This is a genomic window from Allobosea sp. 05T433 (genome assembly GCF_056396065.1).
The window spans coordinates 39500-55775 of record NZ_JBFTKS010000026.1 but is presented as its reverse complement, the minus strand read 5'-3'; the positions used below and the strand labels follow the sequence as shown (position 1 = coordinate 55775).

The following is a 16276-nucleotide window of genomic DNA, read 5'->3' as shown; positions in this document are numbered from 1 at the left end:
ATTGACGCTGATACAATTTAACTCATTATGCTATTACTTTTTGTACGGATGGGGCCATGGCGACCTCCGATCGGACCCGACCCGAGCTTTCAGAGTTCCTGCGTGCGCATCGCGAGCGGCTGACGCCCGAGGATGCCGGCTTACCCTCCGGCAAGCGTCGGCGTACGGCCGGCCTCAGGCGCGAGGAGGTTGCCGCGCTCGCCGGGGTGGGCCTGACTTGGTACACATGGCTCGAGCAGGGTCGCAATATCGGCGTCTCCTCCGGTTTCCTCGACAATCTCGCCAGGGTGCTGAAGCTCGATGGCGCCGAGCGACGGCATCTCTTCCTGCTCGCCCAGGAGCGCCCACCGGCCGAGCCGGGAAAGACATGGTGCACGGTTCCGTCTCTCGTGAACCGGCTGATGGGCGACCTCGCCCCACATGCGGCCTATATTCTCAACCTGCGCTGGGACGTGCTGGCCTATAACGAAGCGGCCGAAGCCCTGTTCCGGTTCGGCAGCCAGCCTTCAAACCGGCGCAACCTGCTGTGGATGCTGTTCTGCGATCAGCACCTCGCCGATACGCTTGTGGATTGGGAAAACCAGGCGCAAGCCATGCTGGCGAGCTTTCGCCGGGATTTTGCAGGCGCGCGCGGCGATGCGGACATGCGCGCCCTGGTCGCGGAACTGGAAGATGTCTCGCCGGAATTCAAGACATGGTGGCGCAGCCCGGACGTCCACGCACCCTGCACCGGCACGCGCACGCTTCGCGTCGGTGGCCACCCCGTCACCTTCGAACACACGTCGCTCACCGTCGATGGCGGACGGCATCTGAGATTGGTGGTCTATGCCGCCCTTGCCGCTCAAACCTCCAACGAACGGACCGAGTGCCTGCCTGCATTGGAGCAGAGCTGAGCGCTTCGCGCCCTCTGCGAAGCGTCGGTCGCGAACCAAGCCGCGGGCATGGTTTCCCGTCGGGCGAATGGACGGTTCAATATCCGTTTCTGTTTCCGCTGCGGGGATCGTCGGCCAGCTTCTCGCGATAGATCTCGCCTTCTCTTGCCCTGGCGCGCCAGKGCCGCGCCCTTTGAAGCGCAATTTCGTAGGCGGGGTCGTTCCGGTCCAGCGTTGCCATAGCTAGCCCAGGCTCCGGGGATGGCGACGATTGCGCGGCCCATGCCCCGTCCGGTCCAATGATGCCGGCGGGGCCTTTGGCGGCGTCCTGCGCGGGGGTAGCAGCAGCGATCCAGATGCAGTTCAGGCCGGCAGGGAAGGCCGTATGATGCGAACAGAACCCCATCGACGCCGAGACGCTCATAGTCGCTGAAGATCTCGGGGAACTGCGATTCGATGCAGATCGCACAGCCAAACCTGTAGCCATCGACGTCGACCATGACCGGCTCCGTTCCAGGCGTGTACCAGCCAGCAAGTTCGGTATTCGAGAGAAACCTCTTGTCGTATCGGGTGAGCAGGGCGCCGGTATCAGAGAAGACGTAGAGACTGTTGTGCGGCGGATATCCCCGACCGAGCCGATGGGGCCCGCCGACGACCGCGACGATGCGGAGCTGCCCGCACAGTTCAGCGATAGCGCGAAGCTCGGCCTCCTGAATGGCCCAATCGAAGGCCTGCCAATCCCCCTGTTTCAGGATCTGGCTCTTTGCGTAGCCTGACAGCGCCCCTTCGCAGAAATTGATCAGGCGAGCCCCCTCGCCCGCCGCACGCGCAATCATCGCGCGGATGGCGCTGCCATTGGCGGCGATGTCGGGGGAAACAACGGTTTGTGCGGCCGCTATCCTCAACACTCGCGCCCCCTTCCGTCTCGTCCCATAGACTTCGCAAGATGTGAAGCGGAGTGAAACCGCTTACCGCAGGGAGTGCAGTCCTGTGGCGCTTGCATCATGATGCCGGAACCCGGGCTGAGGTCAGCACCTGCCAAACCACACCGCGACGGAGCTCATGCCCGTGCTGAAATCGATCATCAGCTCTGTATGGCGCGTGCAGCTCCGCCCGAGCCTCGCCGTCCTGCTCGGCATGAGCGTGCTCGTCGGGCTCAATGAAATGACCGCACGGCACACCGGCGTCGTTGCATTCCTGCTGCTAAAGCATCGGCCCGAAAAGTGGATTGCGGTTTTCGGGAAAGCCGATGCAAACACAAAGGGTTAGATCATCGGTCCGGATATGATTTCCGGCMCGATGATCTAGCTGGCCTCGCAGGCGGACTGGCCTTTGTCTGCTGGGTTGCTCGCGGACCGCGCAATGACGACCGCCGCTGACACTGCCCTCCAATGGACAGCATCGGCGGCGGCCACTCTCTGCGCCGGCTAGTTCTTGGGCGTCAGCTTGCGCATGACGTCATCGAGGTTGAAGCTCGCCGGCTTCTGCCGGATCGGGAACTCCTTGAAGCTTTCCAGCCATTTCCCGACGACCGCCTGCGATGGGACCACGACGAAGGAACGATCGAAGAACCATTTCTCGTATTCCATCGAGGTGTCGCCGCGCTCGAAGGGGTCGGCCCGCAGGTTGAACAGTTTTGGCGCCCGCAGATTGGTGAACTCCCTGCGCCAGACGTCGATGCCCTCGTGCTCCTGCGCCTTGAACACGACCTTCCAGTCGGCGACCCGCACCGCCACCAGTTCGCCGTCGTCGTTCCAGTAAAGGAAATCGCGGCGCGGGGAATCCTTGGCGCTGCCGGTGAAGAACGGCATCAGGTTGTAGCCGTCGAGATGCACCTTGAAGCTCTTGCCGTTGGCCTGGTGCCCCTTCATGCATTTGGCGACCACATCCGGCTCTCCGCCCGCGGCGCAGAAGGTCGGGATCAGGTCGTAATGCGAGAACGCCTCGTTGTAGATCGTGCCGGGCTTGATCACGCCGGGCCAGCGAATGAGGGTCGGCACGCGATAGCCGCCTTCCCAATTGGTCGCCTTTTCCCCGCGGAACGGGGTCGAGCCGCCATCCGGCCAGGTCATCACCTCGGCGCCGTTGTCGCTGGTATAGACGACGATGGTGTTCTGGGTGATGCCGAGATCGTCGAGCTTCTTCAGGAGCTGGCCGATATGCCCGTCATGCTCGACCATGCCATCGGGATAGATGCCCTTGCCGGTCTTGCCCTCGGATTCCGGCTTCAGATGCGTGTTGACGTGCATCCGGGTCGAGTTGAAGTAGCAGAGCCACGGCTTCTGGGCCTTGTTCTGCCGGTCGATGAAGTCGATCGCCGCCGCCGTCGTCTCGTCATCGATGGTTTCCATCCGCTTCTTGGTCAGCGGCCCGGTATCCTCGATCTTGCCGTCGGCCGACGAGCGGATGACGCCGCGCGGTCCAAAGCGCTTCCTGAATTCCGGATCCTTGGGGTAGTCGGGGTTCTCCGGCTCTTCCTCGGCGTTGAGGTGGTAGAGATTGCCGAAGAACTCGTCGAAGCCGTGATTGGTCGGCAGGTGTTCGTCCTTGTCGCCGAGATGGTTCTTTCCGAACTGGCCGCTGACATAGCCGAGCGGCTTCAGCAGTTCGGCGACCGTCGGATCCTGCGGCTGCAGGCCGATATCGGCGCCGGGCAGGCCGACCTTGGTGAGGCCGGTACGGATCGGCGACTGGCCGGTGATGAAGGCGGCACGCCCGGCCGTGCAGCTTTGTTCCCCGTACCAGTCGGTGAACATCGCGCCTTCATTGCCGATGCGGTCGATATTCGGCGTGCGATAGCCCATCATGCCGCGGTGATAGATGCTCGGATTGAACCAGCCGATATCGTCGCCCATGATCATCAGGATATTGGGCTTGCGTCCGGAGGCCGGCGCCGGCGCGGGCTGCTGGGCCTGCGCTGTCTGGATCGTCGGGGCGGATGCAAGGCCCGACGCGGCAAGCGCGGTGCCGCCAAGAAGAATGCGTCTGCGAATAAGGTCCGGTCCATCGGTCGCCATGGTTTCCTCCTTGGTCAGGCAGAGAAACTCAGGCTAGTGCCGCATCGCCCGGGAGGCCAATCGGTATTTGCGCAAAGCTTGCGTGAGCGGGAACGGCCGGTCTGGACGGCCTTGGCGGATGGCCGCCCTCAGCACATCCAGTCGGTCACGCTGCGCGCATCGTGCTCGGCAGCCTCTGTGGTGGCAAAGAGTCCCGATCGCCCCTTGCCCGCGCCAGCCCACCATGACCAGGAGCCGTTCACGTCCACCTCGTGCCGAAGTGCCGCATGCTCGTAGGAATAGAGGCCGTCGGGACGTCGAAACAGCCAAAGGCAATGTAGCCCGTCCGCGCTCAAGACCTGGCTCACGAGGACATCGGGCTTTCGCCTCCACGCATCGCGTAGCCCGAGCAGCGCCCGCGCAACCCGTGTCGCCGGGACGCTCGCGGGAGCCAGCCCCATCATCTCGCTCTCGATCAGCAGGAGATGGGCCAGGATCTCGGCTTCGGACGCCGTCGTGCTCCGCACCAGCGCAATGAGGCCGGGCACATAGCTGTCATATTCATCGGCCGGCCCTTCCGCGCCGAGCCCGATCGGGTCCCAGATGTGGCGGAGCACATGTCCCACCTGCTCCGTCAGAGCCTTGTCGTCGGTTGCCGTGGCCTGCTCGCTCATCATCCGCGCATCGAACCCTCGATGCGCGCCGCCCGCAAGCGACACATCCCCACGCCCCGCATCATTTTGACCCCGAGCCGCAATCGAGCACCGCAGGAGGCAGGGCATCCGGGTCGCTGTTTTCAGCCTCAGCCGAGCTTCGCCGCCGACAGCGGCTCCATCAACTCGATGCGGTTCCCGAACGGGTCGTCCACATACATGCGGTCATATCCGTCCAAGGGCTGGTCCTCGGCCACGTGGTAGCCGCGCGCCTTCAGCGTGGTGACCAGCGCTGCGAGATCGCTCACGATGAAGGCCGGGTGCGCTTTGCGGGCTGGCTTGAAATCGGCGTCCACTCCCAAATGGACCTTCAACGCCCCCTGTTCGAACCAGCATCCGCGCCGGCCGGCGAGATGAGCGGGCTTGGCGACTTCGCTGATGCCGAGAATGTCCGCATAGAAGGCGCGCGCCTCGCTTTCGCCGCCGGCTGGCATGGCGAGTTGCACGTGGTCGAGGCGCGTAATGGTCATTGTCGCAGTTTAGTTTCGGCAGGGGCCGGAATCCACCGACGGAGAAAGCGCGACAAACCGCCTGTGCCGTGGCCAAGGCTATCGGGCGGCCCCGAGCAGTCACTATGCCCCCAACCCGTCCAATGCGGCGGCGAGATCGCCATAGCTGCCGACGATGCGATCGGCCCCCGCCATCCCCAGACGGTCGCCATGATTGCCGGCGCAGTGAGCGCCAGCGGTGAAGCCGATGACCTGCATGCCGGCGGCCTTGCCCGCCATGACGCCGTTGACGCTGTCCTCGACAACCACGCACTCACCGGGCTGCACGCCCATCGCGGCTGCGGCATGGAGAAACAGGTCGGGCGCGGGCTTCCCGTTCGCGACCATGTCCGAGGAGAAGATATGCGGATCGAACAGGCCGATCAGGCCGGTCTGCTGCAGCTTCCAGCGCAGCCGCGCGGACGGCGTGCTCGATGCGACGCAACGGCGCGCCTCGATGCCATCGATGGTCTGCCGGGCGTCCGGAAGGGCGGCCAGATGCACCTCTATGCGTGCCGTCGTGTGGTCATCCAGCCGCACGAAGAAATCGGATGGCAGGGGCGCGCTGCGCTGCTCCGCGATGATCGACTGGAGCCTTGCCTGCCACATCGGCGGGGACAGCCCCATGAACGTGTCCGTATAGACATCGCGTTCGAGGACGACGCCGACCGAGGCCAGGAACTCAAGCTCGGCAGCGAGATAGACCTCCTCGCTGTTCACAAGCACGCCGTCGCAATCGAAGATGATGAGCGTCATCGAGGGCCGTCCGGTTTCAGGCGATGTCCTCGCTAAAGCATCGCCCCGAAATGTGCATTGCGATTTTCGAGAAGGCCGATGCAACCATGGAAGGCTCGATCGGCCGCATTCCAGGACGAGCAGGTCCATCGGCCGGTTGACGGCGCTTCCCCCGCTGCCCCACAGCACCGGCATGAACGCAGAACCCCGCCCCCTGCCCGAGCCGTTCGATGCCGGGCTTCTCGCCGTCGGCGATGGAACCGAAATCTACTGGGAAATCTCGGGCAACCCCGACGGCAAGCCCGCCTTGTACCTGCATGGCGGCCCGGGCAGCGGGCTCCGCTCGGGCAGCTATCGCCGCCATTTCGACCCGGAACGCTACTGCATCATCGGGATCGACCAGCGCGGCTGCGGACGAAGCCGCCCCCTCGCCTCGGACGCTCCCGGCGAATTGCACCGAAATACGACGCAGGCGCTGATCGGGGATATCGAGGCCGTCAGGACGCATCTCGGTATCGCGTCCTGGCTCGTCTCGGGCGTCTCCTGGGGCTCGACGCTGGCGCTGGCCTATGCGCAGGCGCATCCCGGCAGGGTCTCCGAACTGGTGCTGGTCGCGGTCACCACGACCAGCCGCGAGGAGGTCGACTGGATCACCGAAGGCGTCGGGCGCCTGTTTCCCGAAGCCTGGCAACGTTTCGAGCGGGATTCGGGCCGGCGCCCCGGCGAGCGCGTCGTCGAAGCCTATGCCAGGCGGCTGGCCACCTGCGGCCTCCAGGAGCGCGTGCTCGCAGCCCGCGCCTGGAACACATGGGAAGCGACCCATATCTCGCTCGACCCGGGCTGGGAGCCGCCGAGCCAACCGCCCGACGACGAACGCGGCCTGGCGTTTGCGACGCTCGTCACGCATTACTGGGCCCATGACGGGTTTCTGCGGAATGGGCAGGAGATCCTGCGCCGTATCGCCGAGATCGCCGATATTCCCGCCGTTCTCATCCATGGCCGTCGCGATGTCAGCGGACCCGCGATCACCCCCTGGAACCTGCACCAGCGCTGGCCGGCCAGTCGCCTGGTCATCGTCGAGGCCGAAGGGCATGGCGGGCCACAATGCTACGAGCAGATGCGCCTCGCGCTCGATGCATTCGCGCAGGGTCGGTGACGGGCGCGGCAACCCTGCCCCGTCCATCTGCTTTCTGGTGCGTGAAGGCCTGTGGCTACGCGGCGGCCGCGTCTCCTACTGGATATGCGCCGCGTTCAATTGCGGCCAATGGCGCTCGGCCTTGGCGATAAACCCTGCGGGATCGCCGAGCCAGGTCTTCCGGACATCGCGATCGTAGTTGAGGTAGAGCGTGCCATCGACGATGGACCAGGCCTCCGGCTCGATCTTCACGAGATAGCCCCGCGAGGTGCCATAGGCGCAGAAGCCGCCATAGGCCGGCAGGTAGCGCGCCGGATCGGCTTCGAGCAAGGCCTTGTGCTCGGCGCTGGCGAAGCGCCAGGTGGCGCCGTGAAGGGCGACGGAAAATTCCGGCCTGCCCAGCCTCGGGCCGCCATCGTGGAAATAGGCGACGGGATCGTAGCCGCGGATCGCGAGCCCGTCCGGTGAGCCGAGCGTGTTGACCGGGCGGGGCATATCGGCCCGGACACCCGATGCTGCGAGCACCGCGCCAGCGAGCAGGATGAAGCTGCGCCTGCCGAGCATGGCGCGTCTCCCGTCCCTCTCGCCGTTCGCGACGAGCGCGCGTCCTGTGCCGAGATCGTCTTCGGCCGCCCCCGTGCTGCGGACCGGTGACATCGTTTCGTGGTGCATCTCGTCTCTCCGGCGCAGCCGCCCCAGGCGGCTTTGGGGAGAGATCGCTCGGCGGGGCGATTTGGTTACACCGTCACGCAGACGTGAGCGCCTGGCCGGGACGGAGATGAGTGCCGACACAACCATCGCCAGGCACAGCCCTGGGTCGCAGCTTCGACCATCGCGGCGTGGAAGGATCGGGTGCGCCCATTGTTCCCGCGGCACATGGAAACGGCCAGCCTCCACCCCAGAACTCTCTCGGCCCTTTCGTGATCTGCGCGCCCCCCTTCGCAGAAATCCCGCCGGAGCCGCCGAGCAGCTTTGTTTACAGTCCTGCGCTACGTCCCCAGCACCGCGATACGAGGAGATGGAATTGAGTTTTTCCAGGGTGGCAAAGGCCGTTGGTTCGGTGAGTTTCCTTTTGGGCATCCTGATTGCGGCCGCAAGCGTGCGATTCCCGGACCTGTTTCAAGACATGGGGCCCATTCAACACATCGGCGCAGCAAGCTTCTTCTTCGCAGGCGCGTTTGTCGCGATGCAAACGCTCGTCAAGCGAATGGAGGGCGGACATTCCGACGATGCGTCGCTCGCAGCGAGCTTGAAGGAGCTATCTGGGTCATTGCTCTATTCGCTTTTCGGCCTGACCGTTACGGCGATGTCGGTCTGGACGTCATTTGCGCAATAGGTTGGTTGTAGTTTCCGGTCCAATGACCGGTTTCATCTGGGAGCCCGCGCCGCCCTCGGTTTCAAAGAACAGAGCGTGGCGTGGTGCAGGAACTCAGAAGAGGAAAACCGGAATCCGCGAATACGACGCCCCCCATCTCCGGTGTCAGTTGAGCGCAACGGTACCGACAGCACTTCATGAGACCATATCGTGCACCTGATTGACGTGGACCTTCATGTCACGATGCCATGCTCACCCGGTTTCTCCTCCTGCCTTGCCCGCGAGCCGCGATGATCAACACCCGATATGCCCTTGTCATCGCGTCAGTTGCGGTTCTCTCGGGATGCATCGGGGAGACAATGTTCAGTGTCGAACTGCATCGAGAGAGCGACAACGCCAAGGCGACCTGCATGAGCAGCGTCTACTCGCCGGGCTTGTTGTTCGCGGAACGAAGCCAGATACGAGATGTTTCACGCTGCGTAACGGCTTGCCTGAACAAGGGTTTCACCGTCGCTCAGCGTCCCCAGGGCATCTCGATTGACACTCTCGCACCTGACGCAGTCGCGGAGGATGATTGCGCCCATCATGCGCAAGCGATAGCGGCCGGTTCGGCCCCTGGGCGGAAGGGCGGCGATTCCGGCGCCCCAACCCGCCCTCGCCGTCTCAGTCAATGACGAGTGCGCTGCAGCACAAAATCTTTCGCGACTGCGAGGTACTGTCATTCCTTGCGGCCTCTACTGTCGTGCCGGCTCGCTCGTGCAACTTAGGGAAGACATCTCCGGGCCGCTTGTCGCAAGCTCCGCTCACAGAACGCGTGCCTGGTTTGCCGCTCTCGCCGGTTTTATTTCACTCGACGAGAGGTCTGCCAGCAAAGACACGCAGTGCCGAAGTCTTGGCATCATCAAGTTAACATTTGTTAATGCTCTGTTCACAGAGATTTAATCCAAGATTGAATCCCACATTGAGGCGGCAATTTGCGTATTTGATGAATTTCGCAGGAAATCAGATCACGGTTATTTGCATGAACATTTCAGCTTCGCGACGGTAATATGGATACGAAGTCGGATTTCAACCCGGCCTCGTGCTTTGGAACGCAGGAGATCAGTCATGATCACTTACAGGATTGCCCTTGTCGGAGGCCTTCTCGCGCTGTTCGGGATGGCCAACACGGCGCAGGCCTACGAGTTCGGCCCCGAAAGCATCATCCACGAGCAGTACGAGAACCCGCTCGCCCTGCAGGAGCAGCAGCAGTATCGCGCCTATCATGAGCACATGAAGGAGCTGCGTGAGCATCAATATTACGCACCGGCGATGCGGCGCCATCACAGCTGAGAGGCAAGCACCTCTCGGAGGCAGGGGCCGCCCCAGCGGCCCCTCTTTTTTGGATGCCGGCTCTACGCCGGTGCCGAAGCGCGCGAGCCGGCCGCCGGCAATCAGGGCGCGGCGTGGCCGGCTCCTCCCTCCCCGCCAAGCTCGACCCAGTAGCCCGGCTGATAGGGCAGCGGCAGGAAGCGCTCGTGGAGTTCGCGCAGCGTGGCTTCGGGATCGAGATCCGGGAACAGATCGGGATGGAGCCAGCGGGCGATCCTCTGGATCGCCACGAACTGATAGGGATTGTTGTAGAACTGATGCCAGATCGCGTGGACGCGCCCGCTCTTCACCGCGGCCGTATGGGCGAAGGCCGGGCGTTTCGCGAGATTGGCGAGTTTTCGCTTCGCCTCCGCGAGGTCCGCGCCTGGCCCGAGCCCGACCCAGGCGCCGCCCGGCGCCAGCGCGCTCCAATTGCCGCCGGTCGCGATCACCACATCGGGATTCATGGCGATGATCGTTTCGGGGTTCACCGTGCCGAAGGTGCTGGGCAGCAGGAGGCTGCCGAGATTCCGCCCACCGGCGACCTCGACCATTCTGCCGAAATTCTCCGGCCCGAACGTCATGCAGCAATCGTCGGAATAGCCGGGTATCCGGTCGACCATGACGAGCGGCCGCCTGAGATCGGCCACCCCGGCCAGGCGATCGGTGACGCGCGCGATCTCGCGAGAGCGAAAGGCGATGAGTTCCTCGGCGATCTCCGAGCGGCCGAACAGGCGGCCCATCAGCCGGAGCGACGGTTCCGTGTTCACGAAGGGCGCATGGCGGAAATCGACATAGACCACGGGAATGCCGACGGAAGCGAGCTTTTCGACAAGCTTCGTCTCCGCGCTCGCGATCTGGGCCTCGACATTGAGGAACAGCACATCGGGCTTCAGGGCGATCACCGTCTCGATATCGAGATTACCCTCGCTCATGGCCCCGAGCGCCGGCAGCGCCGCAATAATGGGATAGCGCTCGAGATAAGCGCGGTAGCTGTCCGGATCGGCCTTTTGCAAATCGTCGCGCCAGGCGACGATGCGGCGGAACGGCGCCTCCCGGTCGAGGGCGGCGCCGGCGTGGATCTGCCGCCCCTCACCCAGGATCACGCGCTGGACCGGAACCGCCACCGTGACGACGCGCCCGAGCACATCGGTCACGGAGACCTGCTCGGCCGATGCCGGCACGGCACTCGTGATCACCACGAGTACCAGGGCGAGGCAGTGCAGGAGCGCCGCGAGCCCCTGCCCGCATGCGCCGATACCGGGGCGCCGATCGAGTTCGCCGCGACCCGCCATTACAGGTCGACCGACATCGAGAGCCGGAAGGTGCGCGGCGCACCCGCATAGAACGTCCCGAACGAGGCGACGCTCGACCAGTATCTGGTGTCGGCGACGTTCTGGACGGTGGCGCGGAAGGTCGTCTTGCGCCCGGCGATCTCGGTTGCGTAGCGCGCGCCGAGATCGACCCTTGTCCAGTCGGGCAGCGACTGGGTGTTGGCCGTATTGATGAACTGCTTGCCGGTGTGGATCAGCGCGCCCGTCAGGGTCAGCCCCTTCACCCAGGGCAGATCCCATTCGGCGCCGAGATTGAGCTGCATCGAGGGAACGCCGATCGGCCGGTTGCCGAGATTGGCCGCGAGCGCCGGCTTCGTCAGTTCTCCATCCAGCAGGGTGGCGCCGCCAAGCAGCCGAAGCTCGGGGGTGATTTCCCCGTAAACATTGAGCTCGAGACCGCGCACGCGCTGCTCCCCGCTCACCGAAAAGACTCCGCTGCCGCTCAGCTCGGCACTCGGCTTGGTGATCTGGAAGGCGCTGATGCCGGCGCCGAACGTGCCGAACTGCGCCTTCACGCCCGCCTCGTACTGCTTTGCCCGATAGGGCGCGAAGGCCTCGCCGGCATTGGTCGCATTGGTCGGCGCGATATCGCCGCGGCTCAGCCCTTCGACATAATTCGCATAGAGCGAGACGTTGCTCAGCGGACGCAGCACGAGTCCGACCACCGGGGTCGTGGCCTGCTCGTCATAGGACGAGGTCACGGCGCCGGTCGTGGTCGAGTAATTGTTCGTCTCCACCGATTGGCGGCGCACCCCCAGCGTCAGCAGGACGCGCTCGTCCAGGATGGAGAGCGTATCGGCCAGCGCAACGCTCGTGAGATCGCTGTCCGAGGTTCGCGCGCGGGGGACGCGGGTCGCATATTGTGGTTGGGTCAGGACGGGGGCGTAGATGTTCGAACTCACGGGCCGGCCGGCGGTCAATGCCCGCTCGATCTCGTCGTGATAATAGGACGCCTGGAAGGTCAGCTCATGCTTGATGAAGCCCGTCTCGAAGCGGGCCCGGAGGCCGCCATCATAGGTCTGCCGGCCGATCGCCAGATCGAGATATTGCGGGGTGTAGGTGACATCGCCTCGGCCGTTCAGGATCGTCGGCAAGGGCGAGTTGCCGAAGAACCGGTCGACATGGGATTGCGAGCCGCCGACATTGGCGAAAACCGTCACATTATCAGTGAGATCGTACTCGTTCTTCAACAGCACCGAGCCGTCGTCGATCCGTGAATGCTCCCAGGGCTGGATCACGTTGCGCCGCCCGCTCGGGGCCGCCGGCACCGCAACGCCGGGGCTGGCCAGGAAGGGTCGCGTGGGCGCGTCCCAGTAATCGCGCTGCGCCAGGACATAGAGCCAGCTGCGGAAGCGCTCGCCCTGGTAGTCGAGCGCGAGCGAGCCGATGCCCGTGCCGTTGTACTGCCGGTCGACGGCGGTATCGCCGCCGCGCAAGCTGCCATTGACCCGGACACCGAACTCGCGGCCCGCGCCATAGCGCCGGGCGACGTCGAATGTGGCGCCGCCATAGGCTTTTGACGCGAACTCCGCGCCGATCCGGGTGAGATCGCCCTCCGCCCGCTTCGGCACGATGTTGATGATCCCACCGATACCGCCATTCGGGGCGATGCCGCCGAGAGCCGCCGCGGGCCCCCTCAGGACCTCGATCCGCTCGGCATAATCGGTGAAGACGCGATAGTTCGGGGCAACGCCGAAGACGCCGTCAAAAGCGATCTCACCATTATTGCCTTCCGAGATCGGAAAGCCGCGAATGTTGAAGGAATCCACGATTCCGCCCGACGGGTGCGAACTGCGCACCGAGGGATCGAGGATCAGCGCATCGGCGACCGTCGCCGCCTGCAGGTTCCGGATCAGGGCTGCCGTGTAGCTCGTCATGTTGAACGGCGACTTCAGGGTCTGCGTATTGCCGAGCAGGCCGAGCCTGGCCCCTTCCGCCACCTGGCCGCCGGCAAAGGGGGGCGGGACCTCGCTCTTCGTGCCCTGCCCGTCCACGACGATCTCGTCGAGCTGCACGCGCGTCGGCGCGGCGCCCTGAGCCAGGGCGCCCGTTGCGCCCAGGCCGAACATCCCCATGCCCAGCAGCGCCGGGACCACGCGGCTCACCATTGGATCGCTTCGAAGCTTCATCACGCCCTCATGAAAATTCAAAAACATGCCGCATCGAACAATAGCGGCGTGGTTCATGGGGCTTCGTATCGATCAATCCTTATTAACCGTCAACAACACGGGAATGATGTACAAACATACATTTTAAACATCATTCGTAGTGTCGATTATTACTTTCGACTAATTCAAATATGACTTCGACATCAGGAAATAAATCTGACCAGACAACCACTTGGCGCGAGCCCATTTCAGCCCAAAACGGATCATGCACACCGGCGCAGGCCCCGGCTCGCGCCGGCCGGGCACTCGCACCGGATTCCCGAGGGCCAGTCGATTTCAATTTTTGCAGGCCGCCCGGACAAAATCAGAGGCAGCCGACCGACGGGAGGGCGGCAGCGTCAGGCCGCGTAGAGACGGACGAGATCGCGCGCCGACGAGATTTCGTCGCAGATCCATTCGTCGACCAGCTTGACCTCGCGCCGGCGCCGCATGTCGGGCGGACGGACGAGGTAATAGGAGGCGCCGGTCGGCACCGCCTTGCGCAGCGGCACGACCAGCCTGCCGGCCTGGATCGCCTCATGGGCCAGCACGACATCGGTCATGGCGACCCCGAGCCCGGCTTCGGCGGCGCTGAGCGCCATGTCGAGGGCGTCGAAATCGAGGCCGCTGCGCGGATCGAGATTCGTCCCCGATTTCTCCGTCCAGGTCGCCCAGTCCTGTCGATCCGGCAAGGGGTGGAGCAGCGTCGCCTGGGCGAGGTCAGTCTCGCTGGCCTGGCGCCCGGCGAGATAGCCCGGTGCGCAGACCGGGAGGATCCATTCCGCATAGAGCTCGGTCGTGTAGTCGCGCGGCCAGTTGCCGACGCCATAGCGGATGCCGAGATCGGCATCGGTATCGTTCAGCGTCATGTCGTTCAGGCGCGTCTGGACATTCACCTTGATCAGCGGGTGCCGCTCCTGGAAGGAGCGCAGCCGCGGCAGCAGCCAGCGCAGCGCGAAGGTCGGCAGCACCTTGATGGTCACGGCTTCGCGGTCGTTCTGGAACGGGTTCACCGCATTGGCGATATGATCGAACGCCTCCTTGACGCTGACCGCGAGACGCTGGCCCGCATCGGTGATCTCCAGGCCATTGTGAGTGCGCAGGAAGAGCTGGGCGCCGAGCTGCTCCTCCAGGATGCGGACCTGGCGGCTCACCGCGCTCTCGCTGACATGCAGAGCGAGTGCGGCCTTCTTGATGCTGAGCTCGGCCGCCACGATTTCGAAGCAGCGCAGCGCATTCAATGAGGGGAGCCTGCGGGTCAAAGCGACCTCCTGCTATGTGTCCGGGTCGCGGAGCCGGCCGCTGCCGGCCGCGCCAGAAGGCGTCACCACGCCCCGGCGACGTCTTCAGCTGATCTCCATGCGCGGGTCGAGGGCATCCCTCAGGCCATCACCAACGAAATTGAAGCTCGTCACCGCCAGTGTAATGGCGAGACCGGGCATGATGGCAAGCCAGGGCGCGCTCGACAGGTAGATCTGCGCGTTGTTGAGCATATTGCCCCAGCTCGCGTTGGGCGGCTGGATGCCGTAGCCGAGAAAGCTGACATAGGATTCGAGCAGGATCGCCTTGGCGACATTGAGCGTCGCTGCGACCACGATCGACGCGACCGCATTGGGCAGGAGGTTGCGCCACATGATCCGCAGGCTCGACGCCCCCATCGCCCTGGCGGCGACCGCGTAATCCTGGTCGCGCAGCGCCCTGATCTGCGCCTCGACGATGCGCGCGACATTCATCCAGGATGTCGCCGCGATCAGCAGCGTCATCGAGAGCAGGCCGGGCTTGACCAGTGCGGCCAGCGCCAGGAGCAGGAAGATCGTCGGAAAGCACAGGATCGCATCGACGAAGCGCATCAGGAGCGAGCCGATGATGCCGCCGTAATAGCCTGCGATCATCCCGACCCCGGTCCCTGCCGCGATCGCGATCGCCATGGCGGTGAAGCCGATCGCGAGCGAGATCCGCCCGCCCATCATCAGCCGGGCGAGGATGTCGCGGCCGAGTTCATCGGTGCCGAGGACATGGGCGCCGGACAGCGGCGGCGCGAAACGATGCATCACATCGATATGGGTGTCGTCGAAGGGCAGGAGATAGGGTCCGAGGAAGGAGCCGAGTACCAGGATCGCGATCGTCACGGCTCCGGCCATGGCGAGCTTGTGGCGCCGGAAGCGGCTCCAGGCGCTCTTGTGCTCGCTTCCCGCGCGGGTGTCGGCCAGGTCGATCAGGCTTGCTGCGTCGGTCATGGCTCACCCCATCCGGATGCGCGGATCAGCCACCGCGTAGAGCATGTCGGCCAGCAGCGACCCGAGCAGGACCATCACGGCCGAGAACATCAGGATGCCCATGACCACGGGATAGTCGCGGTATTCCACGGAATCGAGGAAGAGCCGCCCCATTCCCGGCCAGGTGAAGACCGTCTCGGTCACCAGCGCGCCACCGAGCAGCGTCGGGAACTGCAGGCCGGCAAGGGTGATGAGCGGCAGCAGCGCATTGCGCATCGCATGGCCGCGCAGCACCGCCTGCTCCGGCAGCCCCTTGGCGCGGGCGGTGCGGATATAGTCCTGGCCGATCACGTCGAGCATGGCCGAGCGCATGAAGCGGGCCCAGATCGCGGTCTCGACCAACGCCAGCACGAGCGCCGGCGCTATGAGATGATGCGCGACATCGAGGAAGGAGCCGTCGCCGATGGTCTGGCGATTGCCGGCCGGCAGCCAGCCGAGCTGGACCGAGAACAGGTAGATCGCGATCAGCCCGAACCAGAAGGTCGGGATCGAGAGCGCCACCATCGCGCCCACCGTCGCCACCATGTCGAAGATGGAATAGCGCCGGATCGCGCCCAGGATGCCGATCCAGCAGCCGAGCGCGATGGCAATCAGCGTCGAGACCGCCATCAGCTCGAAGGTGGCGCGCAGATGCGAGCCGATGACGCTCCAGACCGGGCTGTTGTCGCGGAAGGAGCGGCCCCAGTCGCCGCTCAGCATGCGCAGCAGCCAGTCCCAGTACTGCACCGGCAAGGGCCGATCGAGCCCAAGCTGGCGGGCGATGCGGTCGAGATCCTCCTGCGACATCTGGGCGGACTGGGCGAATTGCGACATCGGCCCGCCCGGCGCCAGATAGAGGATCGCAAAGCCGATCATCGAGACGATGGTCAGCAGGATCAGGGACTGCCAGAGCCGCCTCAGGAGAAAGGGGATCAT

16 protein-coding genes are annotated in these 16276 nt (G+C 64.5%); 5 read left to right on the top strand and 11 right to left on the bottom strand.

Features of this window, described 5'->3' with window-relative positions:
- Positions 1 to 56: 56 nt before the first annotated feature.
- Positions 57 to 893 (top strand): helix-turn-helix transcriptional regulator, encoded by an 837-nt coding sequence (locus tag AC1DGP_RS27450; RefSeq protein ID WP_476832730.1) that lies wholly within the window; start codon positions 57 to 59, stop codon positions 891 to 893.
- Here the strand turns inward: AC1DGP_RS27450 and AC1DGP_RS27445 are convergent.
- A complete protein-coding gene (locus AC1DGP_RS27445) occupies positions 842 to 1780 on the bottom strand; it encodes a carbon-nitrogen hydrolase family protein (protein ID WP_476832729.1) in 939 nt (312 codons plus the stop codon). The two genes, AC1DGP_RS27450 and AC1DGP_RS27445, sit on opposite strands and share 52 nt — an antisense overlap.
- Before the next feature lie 160 nt (positions 1781 to 1940).
- Here AC1DGP_RS27445 and AC1DGP_RS27440 point away from each other — a divergent pair, with 160 nt between their 5' ends.
- Positions 1941 to 2141 carry a hypothetical protein gene (locus AC1DGP_RS27440; RefSeq protein WP_476768195.1) on the top strand — a complete coding sequence of 67 codons (201 nt, stop codon included), beginning with the start codon at positions 1941 to 1943 and terminating at the stop codon, positions 2139 to 2141.
- A 158-nt stretch (positions 2142 to 2299) separates the two neighbouring features.
- On the opposite strand, the gene AC1DGP_RS27435 is transcribed toward AC1DGP_RS27440, so the two are convergent.
- From AC1DGP_RS27435 to AC1DGP_RS27420, 4 genes are all read right to left on the bottom strand, one after another.
- Positions 2300 to 3889 (bottom strand): arylsulfatase, encoded by a 1590-nt coding sequence (locus tag AC1DGP_RS27435; RefSeq protein WP_476768194.1) that lies wholly within the window; start codon positions 3887 to 3889, stop codon positions 2300 to 2302.
- A gap of 128 nt (positions 3890 to 4017) precedes the next feature.
- Positions 4018 to 4542 carry a hypothetical protein gene (locus AC1DGP_RS27430; protein ID WP_441506857.1) on the bottom strand — a complete coding sequence of 175 codons (525 nt, stop codon included), beginning with the start codon at positions 4540 to 4542 and terminating at the stop codon, positions 4018 to 4020.
- Between the two features lie 128 nt (positions 4543 to 4670).
- Positions 4671 to 5051 (bottom strand): VOC family protein, encoded by a 381-nt coding sequence (locus AC1DGP_RS27425; protein WP_476832728.1) that lies wholly within the window; start codon positions 5049 to 5051, stop codon positions 4671 to 4673.
- Positions 5052 to 5153: 102 nt separating this feature from the next.
- Positions 5154 to 5825 (bottom strand): HAD family hydrolase, encoded by a 672-nt coding sequence (locus tag AC1DGP_RS27420; RefSeq protein WP_441506858.1) that lies wholly within the window; start codon positions 5823 to 5825, stop codon positions 5154 to 5156.
- A 172-nt stretch (positions 5826 to 5997) separates the two neighbouring features.
- Between AC1DGP_RS27420 and pip the strand changes: the two genes are divergently transcribed.
- Entirely contained in the window at positions 5998 to 6960 is a 963-nt protein-coding gene (gene pip / locus AC1DGP_RS27415) for a prolyl aminopeptidase (RefSeq protein WP_441492238.1), read from the top strand.
- 75 nt (positions 6961 to 7035) lie between these two features.
- Here the strand turns inward: pip and AC1DGP_RS27410 are convergent, their stop codons facing one another.
- Positions 7036 to 7611: a YHS domain-containing (seleno)protein gene (locus AC1DGP_RS27410; RefSeq protein ID WP_441492237.1), complete on the bottom strand. Its 576-nt coding sequence runs from the start codon at positions 7609 to 7611 to the stop codon at positions 7036 to 7038.
- 346 nt (positions 7612 to 7957) lie between these two features.
- Here AC1DGP_RS27410 and AC1DGP_RS27405 point away from each other — a divergent pair, with 346 nt between their 5' ends.
- Both AC1DGP_RS27405 and AC1DGP_RS27400 read left to right on the top strand, forming a co-directional pair.
- Positions 7958 to 8275 carry a hypothetical protein gene (locus tag AC1DGP_RS27405; RefSeq protein ID WP_476832727.1) on the top strand — a complete coding sequence of 106 codons (318 nt, stop codon included), beginning with the start codon at positions 7958 to 7960 and terminating at the stop codon, positions 8273 to 8275.
- Between the two features lie 1086 nt (positions 8276 to 9361).
- On the top strand, positions 9362 to 9586 hold the full coding sequence (locus tag AC1DGP_RS27400) for a hypothetical protein (RefSeq protein ID WP_441492235.1): 225 nt from the start codon (positions 9362 to 9364) through the stop codon (positions 9584 to 9586).
- Between the two features lie 101 nt (positions 9587 to 9687).
- On the opposite strand, the gene AC1DGP_RS27395 is transcribed toward AC1DGP_RS27400, so the two are convergent.
- The 5 genes from AC1DGP_RS27395 to AC1DGP_RS27375 form a co-directional block, all read right to left on the bottom strand.
- Positions 9688 to 10899 carry an ABC transporter substrate-binding protein gene (locus AC1DGP_RS27395; protein ID WP_441492234.1) on the bottom strand — a complete coding sequence of 404 codons (1212 nt, stop codon included), beginning with the start codon at positions 10897 to 10899 and terminating at the stop codon, positions 9688 to 9690.
- Positions 10899 to 13067 (bottom strand): TonB-dependent receptor, encoded by a 2169-nt coding sequence (locus tag AC1DGP_RS27390; RefSeq protein WP_476769513.1) that lies wholly within the window; start codon positions 13065 to 13067, stop codon positions 10899 to 10901. The genes AC1DGP_RS27395 and AC1DGP_RS27390 overlap by 1 nt, the downstream gene beginning before the upstream one ends.
- Before the next feature lie 377 nt (positions 13068 to 13444).
- A complete protein-coding gene (locus tag AC1DGP_RS27385) occupies positions 13445 to 14347 on the bottom strand; it encodes a LysR substrate-binding domain-containing protein (RefSeq protein ID WP_441492232.1) in 903 nt (300 codons plus the stop codon).
- A gap of 84 nt (positions 14348 to 14431) precedes the next feature.
- Positions 14432 to 15322 carry an ABC transporter permease gene (locus AC1DGP_RS27380; protein ID WP_441492231.1) on the bottom strand — a complete coding sequence of 297 codons (891 nt, stop codon included), beginning with the start codon at positions 15320 to 15322 and terminating at the stop codon, positions 14432 to 14434.
- 3 nt (positions 15323 to 15325) lie between these two features.
- A complete protein-coding gene (locus AC1DGP_RS27375; RefSeq protein WP_069881350.1) occupies positions 15326 to 16276 on the bottom strand; it encodes an ABC transporter permease in 951 nt (316 codons plus the stop codon).

Bases quoted from the DNA above. Each gene is read 5' to 3' on its own strand.
- AC1DGP_RS27380 (WP_441492231.1), bottom strand. From the start codon at position 15,322: ATGACCGACGCAGCAAGCCTGATCGACCTGGCCGACACCCGCGCGGGA.
- AC1DGP_RS27430 (WP_441506857.1), bottom strand. From the start codon at position 4,542: ATGAGCGAGCAGGCCACGGCAACCGACGACAAGGCTCTGACGGAGCAG.
- AC1DGP_RS27375 (WP_069881350.1), bottom strand. From the start codon at position 16,276: ATGATCCCCTTTCTCCTGAGGCGGCTCTGGCAGTCCCTGATCCTGCTG.
- AC1DGP_RS27400 (WP_441492235.1), top strand. From the start codon at position 9,362: ATGATCACTTACAGGATTGCCCTTGTCGGAGGCCTTCTCGCGCTGTTC.
- AC1DGP_RS27405 (WP_476832727.1), top strand. From the start codon at position 7,958: ATGGAATTGAGTTTTTCCAGGGTGGCAAAGGCCGTTGGTTCGGTGAGT.
- AC1DGP_RS27450 (WP_476832730.1), top strand. From the start codon at position 57: ATGGCGACCTCCGATCGGACCCGACCCGAGCTTTCAGAGTTCCTGCGT.
- pip (WP_441492238.1), top strand. From the start codon at position 5,998: ATGAACGCAGAACCCCGCCCCCTGCCCGAGCCGTTCGATGCCGGGCTT.
- AC1DGP_RS27410 (WP_441492237.1), bottom strand. From the start codon at position 7,611: ATGCACCACGAAACGATGTCACCGGTCCGCAGCACGGGGGCGGCCGAA.
- AC1DGP_RS27420 (WP_441506858.1), bottom strand. From the start codon at position 5,825: ATGACGCTCATCATCTTCGATTGCGACGGCGTGCTTGTGAACAGCGAG.
- AC1DGP_RS27435 (WP_476768194.1), bottom strand. From the start codon at position 3,889: ATGGCGACCGATGGACCGGACCTTATTCGCAGACGCATTCTTCTTGGC.
- AC1DGP_RS27395 (WP_441492234.1), bottom strand. From the start codon at position 10,899: ATGGCGGGTCGCGGCGAACTCGATCGGCGCCCCGGTATCGGCGCATGC.
- AC1DGP_RS27390 (WP_476769513.1), bottom strand. From the start codon at position 13,067: ATGAAGCTTCGAAGCGATCCAATGGTGAGCCGCGTGGTCCCGGCGCTG.
- AC1DGP_RS27425 (WP_476832728.1), bottom strand. From the start codon at position 5,051: ATGACCATTACGCGCCTCGACCACGTGCAACTCGCCATGCCAGCCGGC.